The organism is Streptacidiphilus sp. P02-A3a, from assembly GCF_014084105.1.
GTDB lineage: Bacteria > Actinomycetota > Actinomycetes > Streptomycetales > Streptomycetaceae > Streptacidiphilus.
This window is the reverse complement of record NZ_CP048289.1, coordinates 1,626,288-1,653,017: the sequence shown is the minus strand read 5'-3', so window position 1 is coordinate 1,653,017 and position 26,730 is coordinate 1,626,288. Positions and strand designations below refer to the sequence as shown.

The following is a 26,730-nucleotide window of genomic DNA, read 5'->3' as shown; positions in this document are numbered from 1 at the left end:
GTTGGAATCGGACGGAGGAGGCCGCGTGGAACACCGGTCCTCCCTTCCCGCCAGTGTGGGTAGTGGGCTGCGGCGGCAGGTGGAGCACAGTGCCGCGCTGCAGAGCCTGCTGTACTCCACGCCCGCGCTGACGGCGCGTCGGACCGCCGCCCGGACCGCGCGGCGGCTCGCGCCGCAGACGGCGGACCGGCTGATCTCCGAGTTCAAGGGCACCGAGCCGCTGCTGGCCCGGGTGCGGTCGGCCGCCTCGCGGAGTCGGCGCCGGGGCGCGGCGCTGCGGGCCAGCGCGGCGCTGACGGTCGCGGCCGTGGTGGGCGGGGTGGTGGTCGGGACCACACCCGCGTCCGCCGCCACCCGTCCGGCGGCCGGGGTCCCGGCCGGGGGACGCTCGGCGTCCGGGTTGGAGGCCGCCGCCTCGGCCGTCGCCACCGGTGGCGTGACCATGGCTCAGATCTATCCCCGGGCGCAGTCGCAGAGCGGCTACGGCCAGTCGTTCACGGTGCCGTCCACGGTGACCCTGGTGCTCGCCGCCGACGCCGACGCCGGGGCGGTGGCCTCGGTCAGGTCGCTGCTGCTGGACGCCGGGGTGCGGCGGCTGGTGGCGGGCGACGGCAGTGCCACGCCCGCGCCCGGCACGCTCACCGTCTACGTCGGCGGGATCGCCGAGCACGCGGGCGGCGGCAGCGACCGGGCGCTGCGCGGCCTGGCCGCCGCCGGGGGCAGCGCGCCCGCGCTCAGCCCGGCCGGGCTGCCCGCGGGCGGCTACGTGCTGGCGTCCGGGCTGCTGGCGGTGCCCGGCGGCCGGGCGGCGGCGATCGTGCTGGCCGGGGTCGACGCCGACGGCACCTACAACGCCGCGCAGTCGCTGCGGGAGCTGGTGGCCTCGACCCCGGACGGAGTGGCGGCGGTCCCCGGCGTCCGGGTCAGCGACTGGCCGTCGACGCCGGTGCGCGGCGCCGAGGAGGGGTTCTACGGGACCCCGTGGACCACCCAGCAGACCCTGTCCGAGCTGGACTTCCTCGGCCGCGACAAGCAGGACTTCTTCCTCTACGCGCCCGGCCAGGACCCGTACCGCGGCACCCAGTGGCGTGAGCCCTACCCGGCCGCGCAGCAGGCGGCGCTGCGGTCGATGGCGCAGCGGGCCGCGCTGGACCACGTCACCTTCGGCTACGGGCTCTCGCTCGGCCAGACCGTCTGCTACACCTCGAAGCAGGACCAGGACGCGCTGATCGCCAAGCTGGACCAGCTGTGGGGACTCGGGGTGCGGGCCTTCCAGTTGCAGTTCACCGACGTCAGCTACACCCACTGGAACTGCCAGGGGGACCTGGACACCTACGGCCAGGGCCCGGCCTCGGCCGCCCGGGCGCAGTCCGACCTGGTGGCGGTGGTGCTGAAGCGCTTCCTGGCGGAGCATCCGGGCGCGGCCCCGCTGACGGTGCTGCCCAGCGAGTACTACCAGAGCGGGGCCACGCCCTACCGGACCGCGCTGGCGAAGGACCTCGACCCGGCGGTGCAGGTCGCCTGGACCGGGGTGGGCGTGCAGCCGGCCATCATCACCGCCGCCGACGTCGACAGCGCCCAGCAGGCGTTCGGGCATCCGCTGGTGACCCAGGACAACTACCCGGTCAACGACTCCGAGCCGGACCGGCTCTACCTCGGCCCCTACACCGGACGGGATCCGCAGGTCGCCGCCGGATCGGCGGCGCTGCTGGTCAACGCCATGGAGCAGCCGCTGGCCTCGCGGATCCCGCTGGCCACGGCGGCGGACTTCGGCTGGAACCCGGCCGCCTACGTCCCGCAGAGCTCCTGGCAGCAGGCGGTCGCCGGGCTGGCCTCGGCCACCGGCGAGGGCGTCCCGGCGGCGTCCCGGGCGGCGGCGGAGCGGACCGCGGCGGCGCTGGCCGCGCTGGCCGGGAACAGCGCCTCCTCGCCGCTGGGGCAGCCGGAGTCCGCGTACCTGCGGCCGCTGCTGGCGGCGTTCTGGGCGCACCAGGGCGGTGACGGCTCGGCCGCCGCGCTGCGGGCCGCGTTCAGCACCATGGCGCAGGCCCCGGCCGCGCTGGACGGCCTCGACGGCGGCGCGCTGGGCGCCGAGGACGGCGCCTGGCTGGCGCGGCTGGCGCTGTACGGGCAGGCCGGGCAGACCGCGGTGGACATGCTGACCGCCCAGCGCGCCGGGCGGGGCGCCGCCGCCTGGGCGGCGCAGCAGCGGCTGCGGCAGCTGGTGCAGCAGCTCGGCACGTCCACGGTGACCGTGGGCGCGGGGGTGCTCGACCCCTTCCTGCAGCGGGCGCTGGTGTCCTGGAACAGCTGGGCGGGGCTGGGCGGCGAGTCCGTCACGGCGACCACCACCATGGGCACCGCGCTGGACGACGACCCCTCGCTGATGGTCGACGGCGACCCGGACAGCTACTACTGGAGCGCCGACCCGCCGCAGGTCGGCGACTCGGTCGGGGTGGACCTCGGCAGCGTCCAGCCGGTCGGCGAGGTCCGGGTGACCATGGGCGGGACCGAGGGCAGCGACGCCGCCGGGGACTACCTGCAGGACGCGGTACTGGAGTACTCCACCGGCGACGGGAGCTGGCACACCGTCGGCAGCTACCACGGCCAGCAGACCGTGGACGCGACCCTGCCGGCCGGTACCCGGGCCCGCTACCTGCGGCTGCGGGCGACCGCCACCCAGGAGACCGCGGTGGCCGTGCGGGAGTTCACCGTCACCGCGCCGCAGCCGACGGGCGGGACGACGACGGCGACCGCCGCCGGTCCCCCGGCGCGGCCCGGCTACCCGGTGTCGAACGTGGTCGACGGCTCGCTGCAGACCGCCTACCGCGCGGCCGACGCGCCCACGGCGGGCGAGGCGCTGACGGTGACCCTGGGCCGGTCCCAGCCGCTGGACCAGGTGGTGGTGCTCACCGACGCGTCGGTGCGCGCGGCCGGCTGGGTGGAGGTGCACGAGGCGGGCCGGGGCTGGGTCCGGATCGGCGCGCTGACGGCGGGTTACACCCAGCTGGCGGCCGACCCCCGGGTCGCGGCCGACCAGATCCGGCTGGTCTGGGCGGGCGGGGACGCCGCCCCGGTGGTCTACCAGGTGGTGCCCTGGTACGCGGACACCCCGGCGGCGGCGCTACAGCTGCCGCAGCAGAGCGTGGACCTGGAGGCGGGCGGGACGGCGGTGCTCCCGGCCGAGGTGCGGGCGCTGGGGACGGGCAGCCTGACCGGTACGCTGCGGGCGCGGCTCCCGGCCGCGGCCAAGGGCCTGGCGGTGCGCGGGGCCGGACCGGTGACGCTGGCGCGCGGCGCGCAGGTGGCGGCGGCGCTGGACTTCAGCGCCGGGGCGGACACCGTGCCGGGCGACTACGACGTGCCGGTGAGCTTCGTCGCGGACGGGCGGACGGTCAGCCAGGTGGTGCGGGTGCGGGTGCGTCCGCGCACCGCCGGTCCCGACCTGGCGCTGACCGCCACCCCCTCCGCCTCCGGCGACCTGAGCGCCGACTTCATGTCCGCGAACGTCAACGACGACGACCCGGCGACCCGCTGGGCCTCGCCCGCGATCGACAACTCCTGGGTGGAGCTCCAGCTCCAGCAGCCCGCGACGCTGGGCAAGGTGGTGCTGCACTGGGACGCGGCGTACGCGGCGCAGTACCTGGTCGAGACCTCGACCGACGGGGTGAACTGGACCACGGCCGCCTCGGTGCTGGACGGGCAGGGCGGCACCGAGACGGTGTACCTGGACGCGCCGGACGTCGGCTACGTGCGGATGCAGGGCGTGGAACCGGCCACCGCGAACGGGTACTCGCTGACCGGGATCGAGCTGTACGCGGACGCGGTCCCGGCGGGCGCGGGCCCCTCGTCCGGGCCGGGCGGCGCGGGCGGGCCGAGCCCGGCCGCCTCCGGTACGGCGGCGGCCCCGTCGCCGACGCCGGTGAGCGTGCCGCAGCCGCCCGGCAGCACCATTCCGGCCACCCCGCCCTCGGCTCCGGCCTCCCCGACGGCCACCCCCAGCACCTCGGTCACCCCGCCCGCCCGCAACTCGGAGCAGTGACCAGAAACAAGAGCACCGCTCTCGCGACGGCAGGGCCCACCCGTCCCGCGCAGCGCGGCGCCCCCCGGGCCCGCTGGGGCGGGTCGGAGGGCGTCGGGAACAGGACCGCGCGCGGTGCCCGGGCTCAGGCGCCGGACGGCCTCAGCGGCGCGGCCGCGTCACGCGCTGAGCTCGGCCGGAGCCTCCCACACCGGAGGCGGGACCTCCGGGGCGACGTGGGACATCTCCTCGCGGGAGCCGTAGGGCTCCAGGTAGGGACGCCAGCGGGGGTCGCGGTGCCCGGTCCCGATGATCCGCCAGGCGAGGCCGGACGGCGGGGCGGGCGGTCGCTTCATCCGCCAGCCGAGGTCGGCCAGATGGCGGTCGGCCTTGACATGGTTGCAGCGGCGGCAGGCCGCCACCACGTTGTCCCATCGGTGCTGGCCGCCCCTGCTGCGCGGCACCACGTGGTCGACGCTGGTTGCGACGCCACCGCAGTACACGCACCGGCCCCCGTCGCGTGCGAACAGCGCGCGCCGGGTCAGCGGAACGGGACCACGAAAGGGAACCCGCACGAAGCGGGTCAGTCGGACGACGGACGGCGCCGAGACGGCGCTGGTGGCGCTATGCATGAGTACCCCGGAGTCCTCAAGGCTGACTGCCTTCTTGTCGAGGACCAGAACGAGGGCGCGGCGCATCGAGACGACGCCGAGTGGCTCGTACGACGCGTTGAGGACCAGGACATGCGGCACGATGGCCTCCCTTTCCGCCGACGGCGCGTGGCTCGCGCCGGGACGAGCACTCCGTCCGGGTGGACGGCGTACCGGTCACGCATGATTCTTCGGTTGTCTCCGCCGGGGGCGCCCGCTCGGTTCGCGGTCGCCCCTGACGATCTCCATACCAGTGTCGCCTCAGCTTTCCCCGCCGCGCCACCAATCCGGGAGAACCGGGGCAACGGTGTGTGCTGCCCCACACCGTTCATGCCCAGGAACGCACCGGATTGCACGTCCGCCGCCGGTGGCGGGCCGTCCGGCGGACGTCCGTACGCCACTCGTGCGATCCGTTCGATCCGTCCGGCCTCGGTACGATGCGCTGATGGCAACGCAGAACCCCAACCCGAGTCCGAGCCTGACGAACGCGACCCAGACCGCAGGTCAGGCCGTCAGCTACCTCGATGCCCACTGGCAGGGCTGGGTCACCGGCGGGATCCAGATCGTCTTCATCACCGTGGTCGCGGTGGTGATCCGGGCCACCGTGCGGCAGCTGATCAACCGGATGGTCAACCGGATGGCCCACGGCGGGCGGCGGGACCACCCGGGTCCGCTGATCAGCAACCTGCTGGAGAACTCCGAGCGGCGCAAGCAGCGCTCGGCGGCCATGGGCTCGGTGCTGCGCAGCGTGGCCTCGTTCACGATCATGAGCATCGCCTCGCTGACCGCGCTGTCGGTCATCGGCATCAACCTGGCGCCGCTGCTGGCCAGCGCCGGGGTGGCCGGGGTGGCCATCGGCTTCGGCGCGCGCAACCTGGTCACCGACTTCCTCTCCGGCGTGTTCATGATCCTGGAGGACCAGTACGGCGTCGGCGACCAGATCGACACCGGCGTGGCCGTCGGCACCGTGCTGGAGGTGGGTCTGCGGGTGACCAAGTTGCGCGGTCCCGGCGGGGAGATCTGGTACATCCGCAACGGCGAGGTGAAGCGGATCGCCAACCTGAGCCAGGGCTGGGCGACCGCCTCGGTCGAGGTGCCGGTGGGCTACCACGAGGATCTGCAACTGGTGGAGCGGCTGATCCTGGACGCGGCGGAGTCCATGTCCAAGGAGGAGCCCTGGAGCGAGCAGCTGTGGGAGCCGGTGCAGGTGCTGGGCGTGGACACGCTGTCGGCGGAGTCGGTGGTGGTGCAGGTCTCCGCGAAGACGATGCCTGGGAAGTCCCTGTCAGTCGCCCGGGAGTTGCGGCTGCGGGTGAAGCTGGCGCTGGACGCGGCCGGGATCCAGGTGGGGGCGGTGGCGCTGCCCTCGCCGCGTGCCGGGTCGGCGGACGCCGCCGACATCAACGCGCCCTCGGTGCTTGCCGATCCGCTGTCGGCGCAGTCGCGGGCGACGGCCGCGATACCGGTGCCGCAGGACCCCGAGCTGGCGAAGAAGTAGCCGTGGCGGCGGCCCCGGCCGCCCGCCGTCAGCGCCCACGGCCCGGGCGTTCCCCCGGCCTCGCGCCCAGCGGACGGCGGTTGAATCCAGCCGTTCGCACGATCCTGTCCGTCCGTTCCATTGACAGTGCACCGCCCGGGACGTACGTTCCTTTCCAGAAGTTAGGAAGGTTTCCTAACAGTGGCCATCGGAACGGTGCCCCATCGGGCCGCGACACGCAGTGAGGAGCGAGGCAGATGAGCAGCGGCCCCGGCGGTACGGCGCAGCCAGGCACTCCCAGCCTGCTGCGTGCGATAAACGACCGGGCCGCCCTGGAGCTGCTGCTGGACCGGGGCCCGCTCTCGCGCAGCCAGCTCGGCGCGCTCACCGGCCTGTCCAAGCCGACCGCCTCGCAGCTGCTGTCCCGGCTGGAGAACGCCGGTCTGGTGGTCCCGGTCGGCACCACCGCCGGACGTCCGGGCCCGGGCGCGCAACTGTACGAGATCAACCCGGAGGCCGCCTTCGTCGCCGGTCTCGACGTCAACGCCTCGCGGATCCGGGTCGCCGTCGCGGACATCACCGGGACCGTCGTCGCCGAGCACCGGGTGGCCACCCCCGGCCGCCAGGCGACCGGCGCGGTGGACCGGGTGCGCGACGCGGTGGACGCCACCGTGGCCTCCGCCGGGCTGGCCCGGAACCTGCTGCGGCAGGTGGTCATCGGCACGCCCGGCGCGCTGGACCCGGGCACCGGCAAGCTCCGCTACGCGCCGCACCTGCCCGGTTGGCACTCCCGCCGACTGCTGGAGGAGCTGACCGACAGCCTGGGCGTGCCGGTCGCCGTCGAGAACGACGTCAACCTGGCGGCCATCGCCGAGCAGCGGCTGGGCGCGGCCAAGGGCGTCCAGGACTTCGTCCTGCTCTGGGTCGAGGACGGCGTGGGCGCGGCCGTGGTGCTGTCCGGACGGCTGCACCGGGGCCACACCGGCGGCGCCGGCGAGGTCGGCTACATGCCGCTGCCCGGCGCGCCGCTGGTGCGCAACGTCCGGATGGAGAACGCCGGCGGGTTCCAGCAGTTGTTGGGCGCGCCCGCGGTGCTGGCGCTCGCCCGGGAGCACGGGATCAGCGTCAGGACCGCGCCGGAGGCAGTGACCGCCGCCGTGGCGGCGGCCGGGAACGGCGACGCGACGCTGCTGACCCTGCTGGCGCGGCGGCTGGCCACCGGCCTGGCCGCGATCGTCGCGGTGGTCGACCCGGAACTGGTGCTGCTCAGCGGGGACATCCCGCTGGCCGGTGGCGAGGAGCTGCGGGCGCTGGTGCAGGACGAGTTGACGGGTCTGGCGGTGCCCAGGCCGCGGCTCGCGCTGAGCACGGTGCAAGGGTCGCCGGTGGTCGCCGGGGCCCTGCAGACCGCGCTGGCGACGGCCCGGGAGAGCGTCTTCACGACGTACTAGCCAGCCGCTCCCGGCATCCGCTCGACTCCCCCGAACTCGGCGCCGCGCTCGCCGACGCGGACCACGCCGTCGGCCACTCGCCGGTCGCGTCCGCCACCCAGCCGTCCACCGGGGCGCAGCGCCGCGCCCCGCCCGCAACCGGCGTCCACGCCGAAACCCATCACGCATCCCGGTACTCCGCACGAACAGCCTTCCCTGACCTCCCGGAAGGCGCGACAACTGACAGGGGTCAAGGCCGATGAGCCGCACCACCACCACCGCAGCCGCCAGCACCACGACCAGCACCGCCCCCGCCCGGGCGCTGAAGCTCGTCGTGGTCGGCGGCGGCTCCACCTACACGCCCGAGCTGATCGACGGGTTCGCCCGCCTCCGTGACACCCTGCCGATCAGCGAACTCGTCCTGGTCGACCCCGCCGACGACCGGCTGGCCCTGGTCGGCGGCCTGGCCCGGCGGATCTTCGCCAAGCAGGGCCACCCGGGCACCATCACCACCACCACCGACCTGGAGGCGGCCGTCGACGGCGCCGACGCGGTGCTGCTGCAACTGCGCGTCGGCGGGCAGGCGGCCCGCAACCAGGACGAGACCTGGCCGCTGGAGTGCGGCTGCGTCGGCCAGGAGACCACCGGCGCGGGCGGTCTGGCCAAGGCGCTGCGCACGGTACCGGTGGTGCTGGACATCGCCGAGCGGGTGCGCCGGGCCAACCCGGACGCCTGGATCGTGGACTTCACCAACCCGGTCGGCATCGTCACCCGGGCCCTGCAGACCGCCGGGCACAAGGCCGTCGGCCTGTGCAACGTGGCGATCGGCTTCCAGCGGAAGTTCGCCGGGCTGCTCGGGGTCGTCCCGGAGCGGATCCGGCTGGACCACGTCGGCCTGAACCACCTGACCTGGGAGCGCGGCGTCCACCTGCTGGACGCCCCCGGCTCGGCCACCGGCCGGGACGTGCTGCCGGAGCTGCTGGAGAACTTCGGCCCGTCCATCGCCGAAGACCTGGTGCTGCCGCTGTCGCTGGTCCGCGAGCTGGGCACGGTCCCCTCGTACTACCTGCGCTACTTCTACCAGCACGACCGGGTGGTGGAGGAGCTGCGCTCCAAGGGCTCGCGGGCGTCCGCGGTGGCGGCCATCGAGAAGCAGCTGCTGGAGATGTACGGCGACCCGAACCTGGACGAGAAGCCCGAGCTGCTCTCCAAGCGCGGCGGCGCCTACTACTCGGAGGCGGCGGTGAACCTGGTGGCCTCGCTGCTCGGCACCGGGTCGGCCGCCGGGGACGTCCAGGTGGTCAACGTCCGCAACGACGGCACGCTGCCGTTCCTGCCGGACGACGCGGTGATCGAGGTCCCGGCGAGGATCGGCGCCGACGGCGCGACGCCGCTGCCGGTCCCCACCGTGGAGCCGCTGTACGCCGGGCTGATCGCGCACGTCACCGGCTACGAGCAACTGGCCCTGGACGCGGCCCTGCTGGGCGGCCGGAGCCGGGTGTTCCAGGCGCTGCTGGCGCACCCGCTGGTCGGCCAGATCGACCTCGCGGAGCAGCTGACGGACCGTCTGATCGACCACAACCGCGAGCACCTGGCATGGGCGTGACCGGAACACAGGCCGTGCCGGTGGCCGTCGACCGGACCGGCGGCGCCGCGCCCGCCCGGGAGCGGGTGGCCGGGGTGCTCGCCGTCGACGGCGGCAACAGCAAGACGGACGTGGCACTGCTGTCCGTCGACGGCGAGGTCCTCGGCGCCGCGCGCGGCGGCGGGTTCGTCCCGTACCTGGTCGGCACGGAGGCGGCGGTGGCGGGCCTGGTCCCGCTGGTCGCCGCCGCCGCGGCCGAGGCCGGGATCGATCTCGCGGCCGGGTCCGGGCCGCTGGTCAGCCACGTGTCGGCCTGCCTGGCGGGTGCGGACCTGCCGGTGGAGGAGCGGCTGCTGCAAGCGGCGATCACCGGTCACGGCTGGGGCCGGACGGTGGCGGTCACCAACGACACCTTCGCCCTGCTGCGCGCGGGCACCGCGGCGCCGCGCGGCGTCGCGGTGGTCTGCGGCGCCGGGATCAACTGCGTCGGTCTGCTGCCGGACGGACGCACCGCACGCTTCCCGGCCCTCGGTGCGCTCACCGGGGACTGGGGTGGCGGCGGCGGACTGTCCACCGAGGTCATGTTCGTCGCCAGCCGGGCGGAGGACGGGCGCGGTCCGCACACCGCGCTCGCCTCCGCCACGGCCGAGCACTTCGGGCTGCCCTCGGCGGACGCGGTCGCCCTGGCCGTCCACTTCGGGTCGCTCGCCCGGGAGCGCCTGCACGAGCTGGTGCCGGTGCTGTTCGCGACCGCCGCGGCCGGCGACCCGGTCGCCCTGACGCTGATCGAGCGCCAGGCCGACGAGATCGTCCGGATGGCGGTGGTCGCGCTGCGCCGGCTCGACCTGCTGGACACCCCGGCGGACGTGGTGCTCGGCGGCGGTGTCCTGGCCGCCCGGCAGCCGCTGCTGCTGGACCGGGTCGCCGCGCTGCTCGCGGCCCAGGCCCCGCTGGCGGTGCCGCGGGTGGTCGACACCCCGCCGGTGGTCGGCGCGGCACTGCTGGGACTGGACCATCTGGCGGCGACCGGGCACGGCAGTGTGCCCGGCGCACAGGAACGCCTGCGCGCTTCGTACCCGCGCGGGCGGCGGCCGCGGACTGCTTGAGGGGGCAGCCCGTTCCGTACGGCCCGACCGGACCCGGCGTCCGGTCGGGCCGTCCTGTTTCCGGCGGCCGTCTCCGCGGCCGTCTTCCGGCGGCTGTCCGACGGCTTTCCGGCGCGGTTCAGTTGGCCCACGGCGGGGCGATCACGCTGCCGTCGGCCATGGTCGCGGTCAGGCCGACGGCGGTGGCGGTCCAGATCGCGGCGGGCTCGCCGCTGACATTGTCCAGCCGCAGTTCGGCGCCGGACGGGACGACCACGGCGTCCCCGGCGGCCAGGTCCGCGGCCTCGCCGTCCACGGTGAACCGGAGCGCGCCGGAGAGCAGGTAGAGCACCTCCTCGCGGCTCACCGTGTGCGGCACCCCGGCGGTACCGGCGGGGACCTCGCCGCGCCAGGCGCACAGTTCGCTGCTGCCGGTGGCGGGTGCGGCGTACGAGACGAAGCGGACGCCGTGGATCTCGTGGGTCACGGCGTCGGCGCTGCGGATGAACGGCATGGGGGCCTCCCGAATGGACAAGCTGCTTGACTTCCTGAAAACAGTCAAGCAGCTTGTCCATCCGATAGTCAAGCCGCTTGCCCTTCCGTGCGACACTGGCCGCATGGACTCCACCGCCGACTCCACCGCCGACGCCCGCGCCCTGCCGGCCCTGCTGCTCGCCCTGTCCGGTGAACTCGTCGCCGGGATCCAGGCCGGGGTCGAGGCCCGGGGCTTCGCCGACATCCGCCCGGCCCACGGCTTCGCCTTCGCCCGGCTGGCGCCGGACGGCGCGACCGTCGGCGAGCTGGCCGAGCACCTGGGGGTCACCAAGCAGGCGGCCAGCCAGCTGGTCGAGGAACTGGTCCGCAAGGGCTACGTGGAGCGCCACCCGCACCCCGACGACGCCCGCGCCCGCCTGGTCGTGCTCACCGAGCGCGGCTGGGCCTGCACCCGCGCCGCCGACGCGGCGGCCGCCGACACCATCGCCCCCTGGATCGACACCCTGGGCGCCGCCCGCTTCCACCCCCTGGTCGCCGACCTGGCCCGGCTGTCCCCCCGAGGCCCGGTCCGCCCCACCTGGTGACCCGCCCCGGCGACCTCACGTCACCGCGCCGCGCTGGACGAAACCTCAAGATCGACGCAACTCCGGTGTGGATGTCGGAGGGGACGGCCATACTGCTGCCGAAGGAGTCGGGCCGGGCGGGGGAAAGGGGCGGGCGCGATGGCGAGACCGGGGAACAGCGGCGGTGCGGGCTTCGGCCCGGCGCCGGGGGCCGCACCGGGCGGGGCGGTCGCGCCGCGGCGCGGTGCCGCTCCGGTGCCGGGGGTGCCGCGCGGGCGACGCCCGGCGGCCGCCCGCGCGCCCGCGCGGATGCCGGACCGCGCGCCGGGGCGCATCGGAGCGCGACTGCGGAACGCGGGGAACGCCCCGATCCGGCGGCTGTGGTCGCTCGGTTCGGTACTGGCGCTGCTCGCGCTGCTGTTCGGGGTGCTCTGCTACGTCCAGGTCACGCAGCGGTCCGACGCCGCGGCCGGTGTGGTCGAGCACAGCCAGCCGCTGAGTGACGACGCGGCGCAGATCTTCCGGACCCTCGCCGACGCCGACACCACCGCCGCGACCGGCTTCCTCCAGGCGGGCAACGAGACGGCCGCGGTGCGCGACGAGTACAACGGCGACATCCAGAGCGCCTCGACGCTGCTCGCCCAGGCCGCCGCGAACGCCACCCCGACCGACCCCGGGCAGCACGAGATACAGCAGCTCAGCGCGCAACTGCCGACCTACGCCGACCTGGTGGGCGTGGCCGGGGCGGACGACCGGGTCGGCTACCCGCTCGGCGGGGCCTACCTGCGCTACGCCTCGGGGCAGATGCAGAACACCATGCTGGCCGAGGCGCAGACGCTCTACCAGGTGGAGACCGGGCGGCTGCGCACCGACTACGGCAACGCCCGCTCGCTGCCCTGGGCCGCGCTCGGCCTGGGCCTGGTGGTGCTGGCGGCGCTGGTGCGGGCGCAGGTACGGCTGTACCGGGCCACCAACCGGGTGTTCAACCTCGGCCTGCTGCTGGCCTCGGCGACGGTGGTGCTGGCGCTGGTCTGGCTGACCGCGGCGCAGAGCCTGGCCGGGTCCGACCTGGGGCAGAGCGACGCGCGGGGCTCGGCGCCGCTTCAGGTGCTGAACGAGGCGCAGATCAAGGCGTTGCAGTGCCGGGGCGCGGAGAACCTGGACCTGGTGGCCAGGGGCTCGACCGCGATCTACGAGACGGACTGGGACACCGTCAGCAAGCAGCTGGCGGGCCCGCAGGGCTACCTGCCCACGGCAGCCGCGATGACCTCGGCCGACGCCGTCGCGCAGCGGGCGGTGACCGCGGCCGAGGCGGACTTCGCCACCTGGCAGCAGCGGCACGCCACGGCGCAGCAGGCCAACGACAGCGGCGCCTACGACGTCGCGGTCGGCGACACCATCGGTGCCGGACAGCCGACCACCAATGCCGCGTTCGTGCGGCTGGACTCAAGTCTGAACACGGCGATCGCGCACGAGCGGGCCAATGTCGGCCAGTTCGCCGGGCGCGGGCGCGACGACACCACCGGCCTCGCGGCCGGGGTGCTGGTGCTGGCGGTGCTGGCGGGCTTCGCCGCGCTGTGGGGGATCAACCGCCGTGCGGCGGAGTACCGGTGAGGGGGTGGGCGGCCATGGCCGCACGGAGGTTGAGGAGGGCGGACCGGGACGGGACGACGGGCGAGGCGGGCTTCTCGGCCAGGACCCGGATCGCGGTGCTGGCGGCGGGCGCGCTGCTGCTGGGCACGGTCGCGCTGCCCGCCAGCTCGGCGGACCCGCGCCCGGACGCGCTGGTGTTCACCGCCGCGCCCGCCGACGCCGTCGGCAGCGCACCGAAGTCCGCACCGAAGTCCGCGCCGGAGTCCGCACCGAAGTCCGCGCCGGACAGCGCCGCCTCGTGCACCCCGGCCAGCGCGAACGTGAGCCTGACCCCGAGCACCGACGACTCCGGCGTGGACGTGCAGCGGATCATCAAGCGGAAGAAGCTGATCGCCGGGATCGACACCAACAGCTACCTGTGGGGCTTCCGCAACCCGGCGAACGGGGAGCTCGAAGGCTTCGACATCGACCTGGTGCACGCCCTGGCCAAGTCGATCCTGGGCAACGCCGACGCGGTGGAGTTCCTGTCGGTGCCGACCGCGGACCGGATATCGGCGCTGCAGAGCGGCGAGGTCGACGTGGTCGTCCGGACGATGACCATCGACTGCGACCGCGAGCAGCAGGTGGCCTTCTCCTCGCCGTACTTCGTCGCCGGACAGGCGGTGGTGGCGCCCCTCTCCTCCCCGATCAAGGGCTACGACACCAGCCTGAAGGGGAAGCGGGTCTGTGCCGCGACCGGTTCCACCGGCATCGCGCTGCTCCAGCGGCGGAGCTTCGGGGCGACCGTCGTCCCGGTGGAGAACCAGCTCGACTGCCTGGTGCTGATGCAGTTGGGCACCGTCGACGCGACCGTCACCGACAACGCGCTGGGCGCCGGACAGCAGGCCCAGGATCCGACGATCCACCTGGTCGGCACGCTGATGGACCGAGAGACCTACGGCGTGGCCATGAAGCTGGGTGAGGACGACCTGGTCCGCCGGGTGAACGCGGTGCTGGACCAGTTCCGCGCGGACCAGTGGGACAGCGAGTACCGGACCTGGCTGCAGGCCGCGCTGGGCCCTTCCTCCGGGCCGCCGACGGTGAGCTACGCGGGCTGAGCGGGCGCGTCAAGATCTCAACAGGGCAGCCACCCGGACTGCCCAGCGCGTCAAGGGTCTGACAATCTGGCTACCAGCAGGCTTGACCGCCGCTATGAGCGGCACGACGGGGGCAGGGCGAGCGAATGGCAGTGCGATGGCGTTGACGGGACCGGGCGGCTCGGTGATGACCCGGGAGGAGGTCGACCGCGCCCTGGCACGCCTCGGCGCGGAGCGCGAGGCCGTGCAGACCTCGCTGCTGGCGCTCCAGGACCACCCGGGCTGCCGCCTGCTCGAAGGCGCCACGCTGACCGGACGGACGCTGGAGCGCTGGAGCGCGGCCGAGCCGGGCCTGGGTCGGCTGTGGTCGATGTTCGACACCTATACCGAGGCGCTGGCCGCCGCCCGCGCCGTCCGCTCCCGCCGCAACCGGCCCAACCAGGCCGAGTTGCAGGAGCTGACCGAGCTGCTGCGGGGCACCGGCGTCACCGTCTCGGCGGGCCGGGCCGCCAACGGCGGGCTGAGCCTGACCGGCGGGGCGAGGCTGAGCGAGCAGGTCAGCCTGACCGAGCTGGTGGAGCGGATGAACGGCTGGTACGGCCGGATCATCGAGGTGGCCTCGGCCGCCGACGCGGTCTGGTCGGCGCTGCCCGCGCGGATCGACCTGCTGCTGGCCGAGTTGGGCCGGGTGCGGGCGCTGGCCCGCTCGGTGGGCGTCCACCCCGGGGAGCATCCGGCCGGGGACACGCTGGAGGAGATGGGCCGCGAACTCGCCTCGCTGCGCGCCGAGGTGGTCTCCGACCCGCTGGCCTTCTGGACGCCCCGCCCGGGCGGCGGCACCCACGGCGGGCGCGACCCGGTCGCCGGGACGGTCGAGACCGGCCGCTACGACCGCTCCGCGCGGGCGCTGGACGACCTGCGGCTGGAGTTGCAGGACGTGCTGCGGCTGCGGGACGACGCGGACGAGCGGCTGGAGGGCGTCGGCGACCTGCTGGCCCGCGCCGACGCGACGCTGGCCGAGGCCCGGCGGGCGCGCGGCGAGGTGCTGGCGAAGATAGCCTCGACCGAGGTCCCGGCGGTTCCGGGACCGGCCAGCGCGCTGCGGGAACGCCTGTCGCAGGCCGACCAGTTGCGTCGGCACGGGCAGTGGCACCGGCTCGGCCCGCTGCTGGACACGCTGGAGGGCGCGGCGCAGCGCGAACTGCTGCGCGCCCGGGAGTCGCTGACGGCGGTGACCGCGCCGCTGGCGCTCCGGGCCGAGCTGCGCGGACGCCTGGACGCCTACAAGGCGATGGGCGCGCGGCTGGGCGTCTCGGAGGATCCGGAGCTGATCGAGCGCTACGACCAGGCCCGGCGGATGCTCTGGAGCGCGCCCTGCGACCTGCGGGCCGCCGAGCACGCGGTCCGGCGCTACCAGCAGGCGCTGCGGCCCGGCCAGCAGCCGGGGCAGGCCCAGGAACCGGGCCCGCACCAGGGCCAGTTCGAGCAGAACCGACAGAACGGGCCGGTGGACGGCCGCCCTTACGGGGTTTGAGGGGGATGACAGCGATGACGGGCACACCGTGCACCCGGCCGGAATGTACCGGCCAGGGGGTGATCGACGCCGACGGGTACTGCACCGAGTGCGGCCTCGCTCCGGCGCCGACGGCGACCGGGCGGGCAGCGACCGGGCGGGCAGCGACCGGCCAGGGGTCCGCGACCGGCCAGGCGTCCGCCGCCGGCCCCGGCTCGCCCTGCCGCCGACCGGACTGCACCGGCTCCGGGGTGATCGACCCGGACGGCTACTGCACCGAGTGCGGCCTGGCCCCGCAGCCGGTGGCCACCGGACCGGCGGTCCCCGCCGCCCGCTCCGGCAGCCCCGACCCGAGCAGTTCCCGCAGCGGTTCGAGCAGCACCTCGCGCCCCTCCTCCCGCTCCATGTCCGGCCGTTCCCGGGCCTCCCGCAGCGCCTCGCACGGCACGTCGGTGTCGGTGCGCAGCACCCGCAGCAGCACCAGCCAGTCCAGCCGGGGCCGCCTGGGCGCGGGCCTGGTGAACGTACCGGCGATCCCGCGCCCGGATCCGCTGAGCATGGTGCAGCAGCACCCGGAGGTCCCGGAGCGCAAGCGCTATTGCAGCAAGTGCGAGGCCCCGGTGGGCCGTTCGCGCAACGGCCAGCCCGGGCGGCCGGACGGCTTCTGCAGCAAGTGCGGCACCGAGTACTCGTTCACCCCGAAGCTGTTCGCCGGGGACGTCGTCGGCGGGCAGTACGAGGTGGTGGGCTGCCTGGCGCACGGCGGCCTCGGCTGGATCTACCTCGGCATAGACCGCCGGGTGAACGACAAGTGGGTGGTGCTCAAGGGCCTGCTGGACACCGGCGACGCGGACGCGCTGGAGGTCGCCATCGCCGAGCGCCGCTACCTGTCCGAGGTGGACCACCCCAACATCGTCCGGATCATCAACTTCGTCGAGCACCCCGACCTGCGCAAGGGCACCAGCGACGGCTACATCGTGATGGAGTACGTCGGCGGGAAGTCCCTCAAGGACATCGCCGAGGCCCGGCGCACCCCGGAGGGGCGGCGCGAGCCGCTGGCGGTGGAGCAGGCGATCGCCTACGCGCTGGAGGCGCTGCCCGCGCTGGGCTACCTGCACAGCCGGGGGCTGATCTACTGCGACTTCAAGCTGGACAACGTGATCCAGTCCGAGGACCAGCTGAAGATCATCGACATGGGCGCGGTCCGCAAGCAGGACGACGACGGGCCGATCTACGGCACCGTCGGCTACCAGGCCCCGGAGATCGCCACCGACGGCGTCTCCCCCTCGTCCGACCTCTACACCGTGGCCCGCTCGCTGGCGGTGCTGACCTTCGACTTCCAGGGCTACGCCACCGTCTACCGGGACAGCCTGCCCGGCCCGGAGGACGTCGAGGTCTTCGCCCGGTACGAGTCCTTCTACCGGCTGCTGGTGCGGGCCACCGACCCGGATCCGGACAAGCGCTTCTCCTCCGCCCAGGAGATGGCGGACCAGCTGACCGGCGTGCTGCGGGAGGTGCTGGCGCTCCAGGACGAGCTGCCGCGCCCGGCGCTGTCCACCCTGTTCGGTCCGGAACTGCGGGTGGTGGACACCGAGTTGGTGGGCCCGGCGGCGTTCGACGCGCCGGCCTCGGCCACCGCCGCCCGGCGCCGCAGGCAGGCGGCGACCGCGCCGCTGCCGGTGGCCGGGGGCGCGCCGGCGGTGCTGCCGCTGGCCACCCGGCAGATGGCGCTGGCGCTGCCGGTGCCCCGGATCGACCCGGGCGACCCGAACGCGGGCTTCCTGGCGGCGCTGATGGCCACCGGTCCGGCCGACGTGCTGGCCGCGCTGAGCTCCGCGCCGGTCAACTCGGTGGAGCTGCGGCTGCGCGGGCTCCGGGCGCTGGTCGAGCTCGGCGACCTGGCCCAGGTGGACACGGCGCTGGCCGGCCTGTTCGTGGACTACCCGGACGACTGGCGGGTGGTCTGGTACCGGGGGCTGGCCGCGCTGGTGGCCTCGGGGACCCCCGGCGGCCCGCTGCCGAGCGCGGCGGCGGGCGCGGCGGCCGACGCCTTCGACGCGGTCTACGACGCGTTCCCGGGCGAGGCCGCGCCGAAGCTGGCGCTGGGCATCTGCGCCGAGGCGCTGGGCGAGCGGGAGGACGCGGCCGAGTTCTACCGCCTGGTGTGGACCACCGACCGGGCCTACGTGAGCGCGGCCTTCGGCCTGGCCCGGGTCCGGCTCGCCGCGGGCGACCGGGTCGGCGCGGTGCGCGCGCTGGAGTCGGTCCCGGAGACCTCCAACCACTACGTGGCCGCGCGGGTCGCCGCGGTGCGGGCGCGGCTGCGCGACCGGGCCCCGAGCGAGCCGCTGCGGGCCGACCTGGACGCCTGTTCGACCCAGCTGGCCGGTCTCGGCCTGGACACCCGGCGGCGCGAGGAGCTGTCGGCCGAGGTCCTCGGCAAGGCCCTGGGCTGGGTGGTCTCCGGGCGTCCGGACGGGGCGGCCGGGGCGGGCCCGGTGCTGCTGCTGGGGCATCCCGCGGAGGAACGGGAACTGCGGTTCGCCCTGGAGCAGTCGTACCGGGTACTGGCGCGTCTCGCGGAACAGCCGGAGAAGCGGATCGAGTGGGTGGAGCGGGCGAATCGGACCCGACCCAGGACGTGGGTGTAAGGACGCATGGATCAGTTGACTCTTTCCTGTCCCCGGTGCGCGCTGCCGGTGGCCGAGGGCGACCGCTTCTGCGAGGGCTGCGGCACCCAGCTGACCTCGTCCGGGGCCGCGGCCCTGGCTCCGCCACCCCCGCTGGGCGCGCCCGCCGTTCCGCCGGTTCCCCCCGCCGCGCCGCCGGTCGGGCCCGGGTTCGGGGCTCCCGGCGACGGCGTGGCCGACCCGCGGGCGGGGCTGGCCGCGGACGCGCCGCCGGGGAGCACCGGCGACTTCGTGCTGGCCGCCCCCGCCCGGGTGCTGGTCAGCGATCCGGAGCCGGGGCCGCAGGCCGCCGCGGAGGAGCCGGAGGAGGACCACGACCCGACCGAGGTGGTCCCGGTGATCGACCCCGACGCGGGCCGGGTCTGCGTCGGCTGCGGGGCCCGCACCATCGACGCCGACGGCTACTGCGAGGCCTGCGGGCGCGCGCAGCCCCGCCCCCGCGACCACCAGGAGCGCGCCCTCGCGGGCGTGTGCGGGGTCAGCGACCGGGGCCACCGGCACCACCGCAACGAGGACGCCTTCGCCGTCGCCGCCACCTCGCGTCCCGGCGGGGTGCCCGCCGTGGTCGCGGTGGTCTGCGACGGCGTCTCCTCGGCGACCCGTCCGGACGAGGCCTCGCAGGCCGCCGCCGACACCGCCAGCGAGTACCTGCTGGAGTCGCTGGAGTCCGGCGTCGAGCCGAAGGCCGCGATGCACGAGGCGATCATGGCCGCCGCCGAGCGGGTGGAGCGGCTGGCCGAGGAGGGGCCGCTGGACCCCAGCCGCAACTCCCCCGCCTGCACCATCGTCAGCGCGGTCGCCAGCGAGGGCGAGGTGACCGTGGGCTGGGTCGGCGACAGCCGCGCCTACTGGTTCCCGGACGACCGCTCCGGCTCCGAGCGGCTGACCCTGGACGACTCCTGGGCCGCGCGGATGGTCGAGGCCGGGCTGATGTCCGAGGCCGAGGCCTACGCCGACCCGCGCGCGCACGCCATCACCGGCTGGCTGGGCGCGGACGCGGTCGAGGTCGAGCCGCACGCCGTCGTGTTCACCCCGGTGGTCCCGGGCGTGATCCTGGTCTGCACCGACGGCCTGTGGAACTACGAGGAGTCAGCTGCCGCGCTCGGCGCGGTGGTTCCCGCCGACGCCCGCCTCCGACCGCTGGAGGCCGCGCAGGAGCTGGTCCGGTTCGCCTGCGCGCGCGGCGGGCACGACAACATCACCGTCGCCGTTCTGCCCTGCCTGCCCGCCGCGACCTCGCGGCCCCACGCACCCGCCGCCGCACTCCCTCACGCTCAGGAGAGCTGAATCATGGCCAGGCTGACCAAGTCCAACCTCCCCCAGTTCGCCGTCGACATCTTCCAGAACGCGTACCTGGCCGAGGGCGCGCGCGAGGTCAACGCGATCGTCACGGTCACCGCGACCGGCGGCGGGACCAGCAGTGCCCAGGTCGGCAACTACAGCGACGGCCCGGACGCGGCCGTGGTGATCATGGTCGACTGCTCGGGCTCGATGGACTACCCCTCCGCCAAGATCCACGCGGCGCGCGAGGCCACCGCCGCCGCGATCGACGCCGTCCGCGACGGCGTGGCCTTCGCGGTGATCGCGGGCACGCACGAGGCCAAGGAGGTCTACCCGGGCGGCGGACAGCTGGCGGTGTCGCACGCGGGCAGCCGCGAGGAGGCCAAGCAGTCGCTGCGGCGGCTCACCCCGGGCGGCGGGACCGCCATCGGCACCTGGCTGAGCAAGGCCGACCAGCTGTTCCTCTCCCGCCGGGACATATCGATCCGGCACGGCATCCTGCTGACCGACGGCCGCAACGAGCACGAGAAGCCGGCCGACCTGCAGCGGGTGCTGGACCGGGTGCAGGGCCACTTCACCGCCGACTGCCGGGGCGTCGGCACCGACTGGGAGGTCGACGAGCTGCGCCGGATCTCCTCGGCGCTGCTGGGCACGGTCGACATCGTCGCGGACCCGTCCGGCCTGGCCGCCGACTTCCGCGCGATGATGGAGAACGCCATGGGCAAGGAGGTCGCGGACGTCGCGCTGCGGGTGTGGACCCCGGCCAACGCCAGCGTCCGCTTCGTCAAGCAGGTCGCGCCGAACGTCGAGGACCTGACCGGGCGGCGCAAGGAGAGCGGGCCTACGGAAGGTGCGGCGCGCGGCGCCTCGGACAAGGGCGGCGGGCGACGGGTGGGCGACTATCCGACCGGGTCCTGGGGGGACGAGAGCCGCGACTACCACGTCTGCGTGGAGGTCCCGGCGGCGGCGGTGGGGAACGAGATGCTGGCCGGGCGGATCAGCCTGGTCGTGCCGCAGCCGGACGGCAGCACCGAGGTCCTGTCGCAGGGCCTGGTCAAGGCCGTCTGGACGGACGACATCTCCGCCTCGACCAAGATGAACCCGCAGGTCGCGCACTACACCGGGCAGGCCGACCTGGCGGTGGCGATCCAGGAGGGCATGGACGCCCACCGGCGCGGGGACGTCGACAACGCGACCTCCAAGCTGGGCCGGGCCGTTCAGCTGGCGCACGAATCGGGCAATGAGGACACATTCAAGCTGTTGGCCAAGGTGGTGGACGTCGTCAACGCGAAGGAAGGTACCGTTCGCTTCCGTAAGAACGTGAGCGAGGAGGACTCGAAGACCTTGGAGACGAGGTCGACCAAGACCGTTCGCGTGAAGAAATCGTGAAACAGTAGACACCGTCCCAGCACCGAGCAGCCGCGACCGGGCCCGGGCCATCAGGCCCGGGGCGGTGCGCACCCACGAGCCAGAGGGGGGCTCCCATGCCGATCTGTCCGCAGGGCCATGATTCGCCGACCGCCGACTACTGCGACTACTGCGGCTGGCCCATGTCCGCCCCTGGCCAGCAGGTCCAGCCACCGGCCCAGCAGTACTCGATGGAACCGCATCCGCCGGTCGGGCCGATGCACGTGCCGCCGCAGTACCAGCAGCACCCGCCGAGCACCACCGGGCTGGTGATGTGCCCGATCTGCAGCACACCGCAGACCGAGCGGTACTGCGAGGAGTGCGGGTACGACTACGACCTGCGGGCCCAGCAGCAGCCGCCCGCCTTCACCGGCTACCAGCAGCAGCCGCAGCAGCAGCTCCAGCAGCCTCCGGCCCCGCAGCAGCCCGGCCCGCAGTCGCGCCCCGGCCCCGACTACGGCGGCATGTCCCAGCCGTACCAGCAGCCGCCGCAGCAACAGCAACCGCAGGCGTACCAGCAGCAGCAACCGCCGCAGCAGGCGTACCAGCAGCAGCAGCCGCAGCAGGAGCAGTACGGCGGGGCGCCCGGCACCTACGGCGGGGTCAGCTACTCCACCGGCGACACCAACGGCGGTTTCAGCACCGACTTCATGCTCAAGCCGCCGGTCGGCGAGCAGCCGCAACCGCCGCAGCCGCCGACCGGCCGGGGCACCTGGGTGGCGGTGGTCAACGCCGACCGCGAGTACTTCGACGACATGATGGCGCGCAGCGGCCCCGACGCCGCCGGGCTGTACTTCCCGCCGTACTCCCCCGAGCGCCGGGTGCCGATGACCGGGCGGCAGCAGCTGCGCATCGGCCGCCGCAGCCACCAGCGCGGGACCGTTCCGGAGATCGACCTGTCGATAGCCCCGGAGGACCCGGGCGCCTCGCACCAGCACGCGCTGCTCCAGGAGCAGCCGGACGGCGGCTGGGTGGTGATCGACCAGGACTCCACCAACGGCACCAGCATCAACGGTGCCGCCGAGCCGATCGCCGCGCACCAGCCGGTGCCGCTACAGGACGGCGACCGGATCCACGTCGGCGCCTGGACCACGATCACCGTGCACCGGGCCTGACCTCGGCCCCTGTTCCGCCCGCGCGGTCCCGTGGGCGGAACGGGGTGGCTGCGTCGTACGCCGGTCTGAGACCATGGTCACGTGGACCAGACCGAGCAGGGCACCCCGCCACCGCCGACCTTCTTCGACCAGGTCGGCGGCGAGCCGACGTTCCGGCGGCTGGTGCACGACTTCTACCAGGGTGTCGCCGCCGACCCGCTGCTCCGCCCGATGTACCCGGAGCAGGACCTGGGTCCGGCCGAGGAGCGGCTGGCGCTGTTCCTGATGCAGTACTGGGGCGGTCCGCGCACCTACAGCGACGAGCGCGGCCATCCCCGGCTGCGGATGCGGCACGCGCCCTTCACCGTCGACCAGGCCGCCCATGACGCCTGGCTGCGCCACATGCGGGCGGCCGTGGACAACCTGGACCTGGCCCCGGAGCTGCACCGGCAGCTCTGGGACTACCTGGTCTACGCCGCCATGTCGATGATCAACACCCCGGGCTGACCCCTCGGTCCGGGGCCGCCTCGGTCCGAGCTGCCGAGGTCCGAGCTGCCGAGGTCCGGGGCCGCCTCAGTTCAGGTGCGCGTTGACCTCGCGCGCCTCGGCCGCGAGTTCGGGGCACTCCAGCACCGTCACCCCGGCCTGTTCCAGCAGTTCCACGCCCTGGCAGTCGGCGACGAACCGGGGTGGTTCGCGCCAGGCCAGCACCACCCGGGGGATCCCGGCCGCCAGTACCAGCCGCGCGCACGGTGTCGGACTGGAGGCCCGGGCGCTACAGGGCTCCAGCGTGCTGTAGAGGGTGGCGCCACGGAGCCTGGGGTCGGCCGGGTCGATCTTCGCCAGCGCCGCCTCCTCGGCGTGCACGGTCGGGCCGGTCTCGCGGGAGTAGCCGCGCGCCAGCTCGGTGCCGTCCTCGGCGACGATCAGCGCGCCGACCGAGTAGGCGGTCTCGGACGGCGGGCAGAGCCGGGACAGTTCGACGGCGCGGCCCAGTCGGCGCCGGTCGGCCTCGTTCAGCCGGGACGGGTCGCTCGGCCGGGGCACCAGGTAGCGCAGCAGCGCGATATCGCCGACGGTGCGGGTCTCGGCGAGGATCATCCGGTGCAGCGCGTCCTGCGGGAAGCGTCCGGCGTTGACGAAGCGCGGGGCCGCGTCGACGCCCACGAAGAAGGGGGCGACCGCGAGTTGGATCTCGTCGGCCAGGCCCTGGGTGAGGAACTGGGTGTGCACCGAGCTGCCGCCCTCGACCATCAGCCGCCGCACCCCGCGCCCGCCCAGGTCGTCCAGGACCGCGCCGAGGTCCAGGGTCGGGCCGGTGCCGACGACCTCGGCCAGGCCGTCCAGCGCCGTCAGCCGGGGCAGCGCCTGGTCCGGGGCGTAGACCAGCCGCTCGTCGCCGTGGTGCCAGAAGCGCAGCCCGGGATCGAGCGCGCCGCCGCCGGAGAGCACCACCCGCGTCGGATGCGCGGGCAGTCCGAGCGCGAGCCGTTCGGCCCGCCGCAGCGGGGAGTTCACCAGCAGCCGGGGGTTGTCCCCGCGCAGCGTCCCCGCCCCGACCAGGACCGCGTCGCTCCCGGCCCGCAGCCGGTCGACCCGGTCCAGGTCCTCCGGGCCCGACAGCACCAGCCGCTCCGGGGTGGCGTCGTCGATGTGCCCGTCGATCGACATGGCGACACTGAGCAGGACGTAGGGACGTCGTACGGTCATGCCCCAACGTTGCCACACGCGCGATCACCCATGGTCCCGGACCGGCTGCACCGCCGCGCTCAGGGCGCGGGCCAGTTGTGGAGCAGCGCGTCGAGGGCGTCCAGGGTGCGGGACCAGGTCTGCTGGGTGTCGGGGGCGCTGTGGCTGAACCCGCCGCCCAGCTCCAGGGTCACGTAGCCGTGGAAGACGCTGCCGAGCAGCCGCACGGCGTGGGTCTGGTCGGGCTCGGCCAGGTCGTAGCCGCGCAGGATCGCCCGGGTCATCTGGGCGTGCCGGACTCCGGCGCTCGCGGCGGCGGTCTCCGGGTCGAGCCGGAGCTGGGCGGCGGCGTAGCGGCCGGGGTGTTCGTGGGCGTAGTCGCGGTAGACGTTGGCCAGGGCGGTCAGCGCGTCCTTGCCCGCGCGCCCGGCCACCGCGTCGGCGGCCCGGTCGGCGAGCTCCTCCAGGGCGAGCAGGGCGATCCTGGTCCGCAGGTCCTGCGAGTTCTTCAGGTGCGAGTACAGGCTCGCGACCTTGACGTCGAACTGCCTGGCCAGCGCCGAGACGGTGACCTGGTCGAAGCCGACCTCGTCGGCCAGGTCCGCCCCCGCCCGGGTGAGGCGTTCGGCGGTCAGTCCGGCACGTGCCATACCCATTCTCCTCTTCGACATCAGCAACCATACATTTGCCTAAAACCTATAGGCAAATTAGCATGCCTTTCATGAAGCCGATGACTGAGCAAGAGATCCGGGACGCGTTCGTGAACTGCACCAAGGGGCAGGCGAAGCGGCTGGCCGTACCGCGTGACCTGGCCGAACAGCCATGGGAGGACCTGGACTTCCTCGGTTGGCGAGATCCACAGGCCCCCGACCGCGCCTATCTGGCGATCGAGCTCGACGGCAGGCCGACCGCCATCGCGCTGCGCAGTCCCGCGCAGCGGGGGATGCGCCGCAGCATGTGTGCGATCTGCCTGACCGCGCACACCGGCGGCGTCTCGTTGATGGTCGCGCCGAGGGCGGGCAAGGCCGGGCAGCAGGGCAACTCGGTCGGCACCTACCTCTGCAACGACCTCGCCTGCTCGCTGTACGTGCGGGGGAAGCGGGACGCGGGCGCCGGGGCCCGGCTCCAGGAGTCGCTCACGCTGGAGGAGAAGATCCAGCGGACGGTGGCGAACGTCGCCGCGTTCATCGGCAAGGTGACCGGCTGACCCCGGCGGGGCCGCCGGCCCCGCCGGGACGGCCGGGACGGCCGTGCGCGGTCAGTGGGTGTCGAAGTGGAGGGTGGCGGCGCGCAGCGCGATGGCGGCGGAGAAGCCGGGGGGCGCGGGGGTGTCCGCCAGGGTCCAGCCCTCGGGGCCGGGCTGCCGGTCGCCGACGTAGTCGAGTTTGGTGTCCCGGCCCAGGCCGGAGCCGAGGCCCTTGAGGTAGGCCTCCTTCCGGGTCCACAGCCGGGCGAAGGCCTTCGGGTCGAGTTGCGCGGCGGTCAGCTCGGCCTGCTCGGCCGGGTGCAGCACGCTCACCAGGTTGGCCACGCTGGACGCCTTCGGGTGCGCCTCGACGTCTGCGCCGACCGGGTCGGACGCCACCGCGATCAGCGTCAGCGGTCCGGCGTGCGAGAGCGAGAAGTGCGGGGCGCCGGGGATGCCGCCGAGGGCCGGGCGGCCGTGCGGCTCACTGCAGCAGGGGCACTCCTCGCGGGTGAAGCGCAGCAACTCCGGTGGTACCGCTGCGTACTTGGCGAGCACGCGGCGCAGCAGCAGGTGGGAGGCGGTGTAGCGTTCGCGGTCGGAGTCACGGACGAAGCGCGCGGCGCGCTCCCGCTCCTCCGCGTCGAGCACGTCGGGTTCGGTCGGGACGGCGGCGGTGTCGCGCATCCACAGATGCACCACTCCGGTTTCCGGTATTGCCAGTTCCTGATCCACGGGACGACTCTAACCGCTCGGTCGTACTCCGGTCAGGGCATCCGAACTGCCGGTCCGGGAGCGGTCGGGCAGAATGCCGGACATGGCGAAGGCACGGGCACAGCGGGCACGGCGGGCAGGCGGACAGCGACCGGAGGCGGGTCGGACACCGACGTCGGAGAGCCCCTGCCCGTGCGGGTCGGGGCGCGGCTACGGCGCCTGCTGCGGGGCGTTCCACCAGGGCCGGGCCGCCGCGCCCAGCGCCGAGGCGCTGATGCGGTCCCGCTACAGCGCCTTCGCCGTCGGCGACGAGCCGTACCTGCTGCGCAGTTGGCACTCGTCGACCCGGCCCGGCGGGCTGGGGCTGGATCCGGGGCAGCACTGGCTGCGGCTGGAGATCCTGGACACCGAGGGCGGCAGCGCGTTCCACACCGAGGGCGTGGTGGAGTTCCGCGCGTACTACCGTGACCACGGTGGGCAGGACGTGCTGCACGAGCGCAGCCGGTTCGTCCGCGAGCAGGGCGCCTGGGTCTACCTCGACGGGGAGAGCATCGATGCCGACTGACAGCGGCGCGACCGACAGCGGGTCTACCGACGGTCCGGAGATCATCGCGTTCGAGTCCGCCGAGGACTTCGAGCGGTGGCTCGCCGAGCACCACGACTCCTCCACCGGGATCTGGCTGAAGCTCCGGAAGAAGGCGCCGGGCCTGGTCGCGCTCGACTATCCGCAGGCGCTGGATTCGGCGCTCTGCTTCGGCTGGATCGACGGCCAGAAGCGCAAGCTGGACGACGCCTTCTGGTTGCAGCGGTTCACCCCGCGCAGGGCCAGGAGCAGATGGTCGAAGATCAACTGTGACAAGGTCGCCGCGCTGACCGAGCAGGGCCGGATGCGCCCGCAGGGCCTGGCCGAGGTCGAACGCGCCCGGGCGGACGGCCGCTGGGAGGCCGCGTACGACAGTCCGGGCAACGCGCGGGTCCCGGAGGATCTGGCGCTGGCGCTGGCCGCGAACCCGGCCGCGGCCGAGTTCTTCGCCACCCTGGGCGGCCAGAACCGCTACGCGGTCCTCTACCGGATCCACGAGGCCAAGCGCCCGGAGACCCGGGCCCGACGCATCGAGACCTTCGTGGCGATGCTGGCCGAGGGCCGGACGCTCAACTGACCGCGGCCCGGCCCTCGATAG

At 74.4% G+C, this 26,730-nt stretch carries 23 protein-coding genes; 17 read left to right on the top strand and 6 right to left on the bottom strand.

Annotation, left to right across the window (positions count from 1 at the left end; translation table 11 throughout):
• Nucleotides 1–25 precede the first annotated feature (25 nt).
• A complete protein-coding gene (locus tag GXP74_RS07535; RefSeq protein WP_225447780.1) occupies nucleotides 26–4,042 on the top strand; it encodes a beta-N-acetylglucosaminidase domain-containing protein in 4,017 nt (1,338 codons plus the stop codon).
• A gap of 158 nt (nucleotides 4,043–4,200) precedes the next feature.
• Here the strand turns inward: GXP74_RS07535 and GXP74_RS07530 are convergent, their stop codons facing one another.
• A complete protein-coding gene (locus GXP74_RS07530) occupies nucleotides 4,201–4,773 on the bottom strand; it encodes an HNH endonuclease (RefSeq protein ID WP_182450618.1) in 573 nt (190 codons plus the stop codon).
• 343 nt (nucleotides 4,774–5,116) lie between these two features.
• Here GXP74_RS07530 and GXP74_RS07525 point away from each other — a divergent pair, with 343 nt between their 5' ends.
• Together GXP74_RS07525 and GXP74_RS07520 are read left to right on the top strand one after the other, a co-directional pair.
• Nucleotides 5,117–6,169 carry a mechanosensitive ion channel family protein gene (locus GXP74_RS07525; RefSeq protein WP_182450617.1) on the top strand — a complete coding sequence of 351 codons (1,053 nt, stop codon included), beginning with the start codon at nucleotides 5,117–5,119 and terminating at the stop codon, nucleotides 6,167–6,169.
• A 236-nt stretch (nucleotides 6,170–6,405) separates the two neighbouring features.
• A complete protein-coding gene (locus GXP74_RS07520; RefSeq protein WP_182450616.1) occupies nucleotides 6,406–7,599 on the top strand; it encodes an ROK family transcriptional regulator in 1,194 nt (397 codons plus the stop codon).
• Here the strand turns inward: GXP74_RS07520 and GXP74_RS07515 are convergent.
• Nucleotides 7,596–7,760 carry a hypothetical protein gene (locus GXP74_RS07515; protein WP_182450615.1) on the bottom strand — a complete coding sequence of 55 codons (165 nt, stop codon included), beginning with the start codon at nucleotides 7,758–7,760 and terminating at the stop codon, nucleotides 7,596–7,598. The genes GXP74_RS07520 and GXP74_RS07515 overlap by 4 nt on opposite strands.
• Nucleotides 7,761–7,900: 140 nt before the next feature.
• Here GXP74_RS07515 and GXP74_RS07510 point away from each other — a divergent pair, with 140 nt between their 5' ends.
• Together GXP74_RS07510 and GXP74_RS07505 are read left to right on the top strand one after the other, a co-directional pair.
• A complete protein-coding gene (locus GXP74_RS07510) occupies nucleotides 7,901–9,184 on the top strand; it encodes a 6-phospho-beta-glucosidase (RefSeq protein WP_182456248.1) in 1,284 nt (427 codons plus the stop codon).
• On the top strand, nucleotides 9,175–10,269 hold the full coding sequence (locus tag GXP74_RS07505) for an N-acetylglucosamine kinase (RefSeq protein ID WP_182450614.1): 1,095 nt from the start codon (nucleotides 9,175–9,177) through the stop codon (nucleotides 10,267–10,269). The genes GXP74_RS07510 and GXP74_RS07505 overlap by 10 nt, the downstream gene beginning before the upstream one ends.
• A 118-nt stretch (nucleotides 10,270–10,387) precedes the next feature.
• Here GXP74_RS07505 and GXP74_RS07500 read toward each other — a convergent pair whose 3' ends face one another.
• A complete protein-coding gene (locus GXP74_RS07500) occupies nucleotides 10,388–10,762 on the bottom strand; it encodes a cupin domain-containing protein (RefSeq protein WP_182450613.1) in 375 nt (124 codons plus the stop codon).
• Between the two features lie 103 nt (nucleotides 10,763–10,865).
• Here GXP74_RS07500 and GXP74_RS07495 point away from each other — a divergent pair, with 103 nt between their 5' ends.
• The 9 genes from GXP74_RS07495 (at nucleotide 10,866) to GXP74_RS07455 (ending at nucleotide 22,467) form a co-directional block, all read left to right on the top strand.
• Entirely contained in the window at nucleotides 10,866–11,327 is a 462-nt protein-coding gene (locus tag GXP74_RS07495) for a MarR family winged helix-turn-helix transcriptional regulator (protein ID WP_182450612.1), read from the top strand.
• A 138-nt stretch (nucleotides 11,328–11,465) separates the two neighbouring features.
• On the top strand, nucleotides 11,466–12,920 hold the full coding sequence (locus tag GXP74_RS07490) for a hypothetical protein (protein ID WP_182450611.1): 1,455 nt from the start codon (nucleotides 11,466–11,468) through the stop codon (nucleotides 12,918–12,920).
• Between the two features lie 14 nt (nucleotides 12,921–12,934).
• The gene (locus GXP74_RS07485; RefSeq protein WP_182450610.1) at nucleotides 12,935–13,996 is read left to right on the top strand and encodes a glutamate ABC transporter substrate-binding protein; all 1,062 of its coding nucleotides are present in this window, start codon (nucleotides 12,935–12,937) and stop codon (nucleotides 13,994–13,996) included.
• A gap of 136 nt (nucleotides 13,997–14,132) precedes the next feature.
• Nucleotides 14,133–15,509: a hypothetical protein gene (locus tag GXP74_RS07480; protein ID WP_182450609.1), complete on the top strand. Its 1,377-nt coding sequence runs from the start codon at nucleotides 14,133–14,135 to the stop codon at nucleotides 15,507–15,509.
• A 5-nt stretch (nucleotides 15,510–15,514) separates the two neighbouring features.
• Nucleotides 15,515–18,139, top strand: a complete 2,625-nt coding sequence (locus GXP74_RS07475; RefSeq protein WP_370468392.1) for a tetratricopeptide repeat protein — start codon at nucleotides 15,515–15,517, stop codon at nucleotides 18,137–18,139.
• A gap of 6 nt (nucleotides 18,140–18,145) precedes the next feature.
• On the top strand, nucleotides 18,146–19,465 hold the full coding sequence (locus tag GXP74_RS07470; RefSeq protein WP_182450607.1) for a PP2C family serine/threonine-protein phosphatase: 1,320 nt from the start codon (nucleotides 18,146–18,148) through the stop codon (nucleotides 19,463–19,465).
• Nucleotides 19,466–19,468: 3 nt separating this feature from the next.
• Nucleotides 19,469–20,848 (top strand): VWA domain-containing protein, encoded by a 1,380-nt coding sequence (locus GXP74_RS07465; RefSeq protein WP_182450606.1) that lies wholly within the window; start codon nucleotides 19,469–19,471, stop codon nucleotides 20,846–20,848.
• Nucleotides 20,849–20,943: 95 nt separating this feature from the next.
• On the top strand, nucleotides 20,944–21,981 hold the full coding sequence (locus tag GXP74_RS07460; protein WP_182450605.1) for an FHA domain-containing protein: 1,038 nt from the start codon (nucleotides 20,944–20,946) through the stop codon (nucleotides 21,979–21,981).
• Nucleotides 21,982–22,062: 81 nt separating this feature from the next.
• Nucleotides 22,063–22,467 carry a globin gene (locus tag GXP74_RS07455; RefSeq protein WP_182450604.1) on the top strand — a complete coding sequence of 135 codons (405 nt, stop codon included), beginning with the start codon at nucleotides 22,063–22,065 and terminating at the stop codon, nucleotides 22,465–22,467.
• A gap of 66 nt (nucleotides 22,468–22,533) precedes the next feature.
• Here GXP74_RS07455 and GXP74_RS07450 read toward each other — a convergent pair whose 3' ends face one another.
• Both GXP74_RS07450 and GXP74_RS07445 read right to left on the bottom strand, forming a co-directional pair.
• The gene (locus tag GXP74_RS07450; RefSeq protein WP_182450603.1) at nucleotides 22,534–23,670 is read right to left on the bottom strand and encodes a dihydrofolate reductase family protein; all 1,137 of its coding nucleotides are present in this window, start codon (nucleotides 23,668–23,670) and stop codon (nucleotides 22,534–22,536) included.
• 59 nt (nucleotides 23,671–23,729) lie between these two features.
• On the bottom strand, nucleotides 23,730–24,299 hold the full coding sequence (locus GXP74_RS07445) for a TetR/AcrR family transcriptional regulator (RefSeq protein WP_182450602.1): 570 nt from the start codon (nucleotides 24,297–24,299) through the stop codon (nucleotides 23,730–23,732).
• A 71-nt stretch (nucleotides 24,300–24,370) separates the two neighbouring features.
• Between GXP74_RS07445 and GXP74_RS07440 the strand changes: the two genes are divergently transcribed.
• Nucleotides 24,371–24,856 carry an FBP domain-containing protein gene (locus GXP74_RS07440; protein WP_182450601.1) on the top strand — a complete coding sequence of 162 codons (486 nt, stop codon included), beginning with the start codon at nucleotides 24,371–24,373 and terminating at the stop codon, nucleotides 24,854–24,856.
• A 51-nt stretch (nucleotides 24,857–24,907) separates the two neighbouring features.
• Here the strand turns inward: GXP74_RS07440 and GXP74_RS07435 are convergent, their stop codons facing one another.
• The gene (locus GXP74_RS07435) at nucleotides 24,908–25,570 is read right to left on the bottom strand and encodes a 4'-phosphopantetheinyl transferase superfamily protein (protein WP_225447779.1); all 663 of its coding nucleotides are present in this window, start codon (nucleotides 25,568–25,570) and stop codon (nucleotides 24,908–24,910) included.
• 82 nt (nucleotides 25,571–25,652) lie between these two features.
• Between GXP74_RS07435 and GXP74_RS07430 the strand changes: the two genes are divergently transcribed.
• Together GXP74_RS07430 and GXP74_RS07425 are read left to right on the top strand one after the other, a co-directional pair.
• Nucleotides 25,653–26,114 (top strand): YchJ family protein, encoded by a 462-nt coding sequence (locus tag GXP74_RS07430; protein ID WP_182450600.1) that lies wholly within the window; start codon nucleotides 25,653–25,655, stop codon nucleotides 26,112–26,114.
• Nucleotides 26,104–26,709, top strand: a complete 606-nt coding sequence (locus tag GXP74_RS07425; RefSeq protein ID WP_182450599.1) for a YdeI family protein — start codon at nucleotides 26,104–26,106, stop codon at nucleotides 26,707–26,709. Before GXP74_RS07430 ends, GXP74_RS07425 begins: the two co-directional genes overlap by 11 nt.
• Nucleotides 26,710–26,730: the final 21 nt, after the last annotated feature.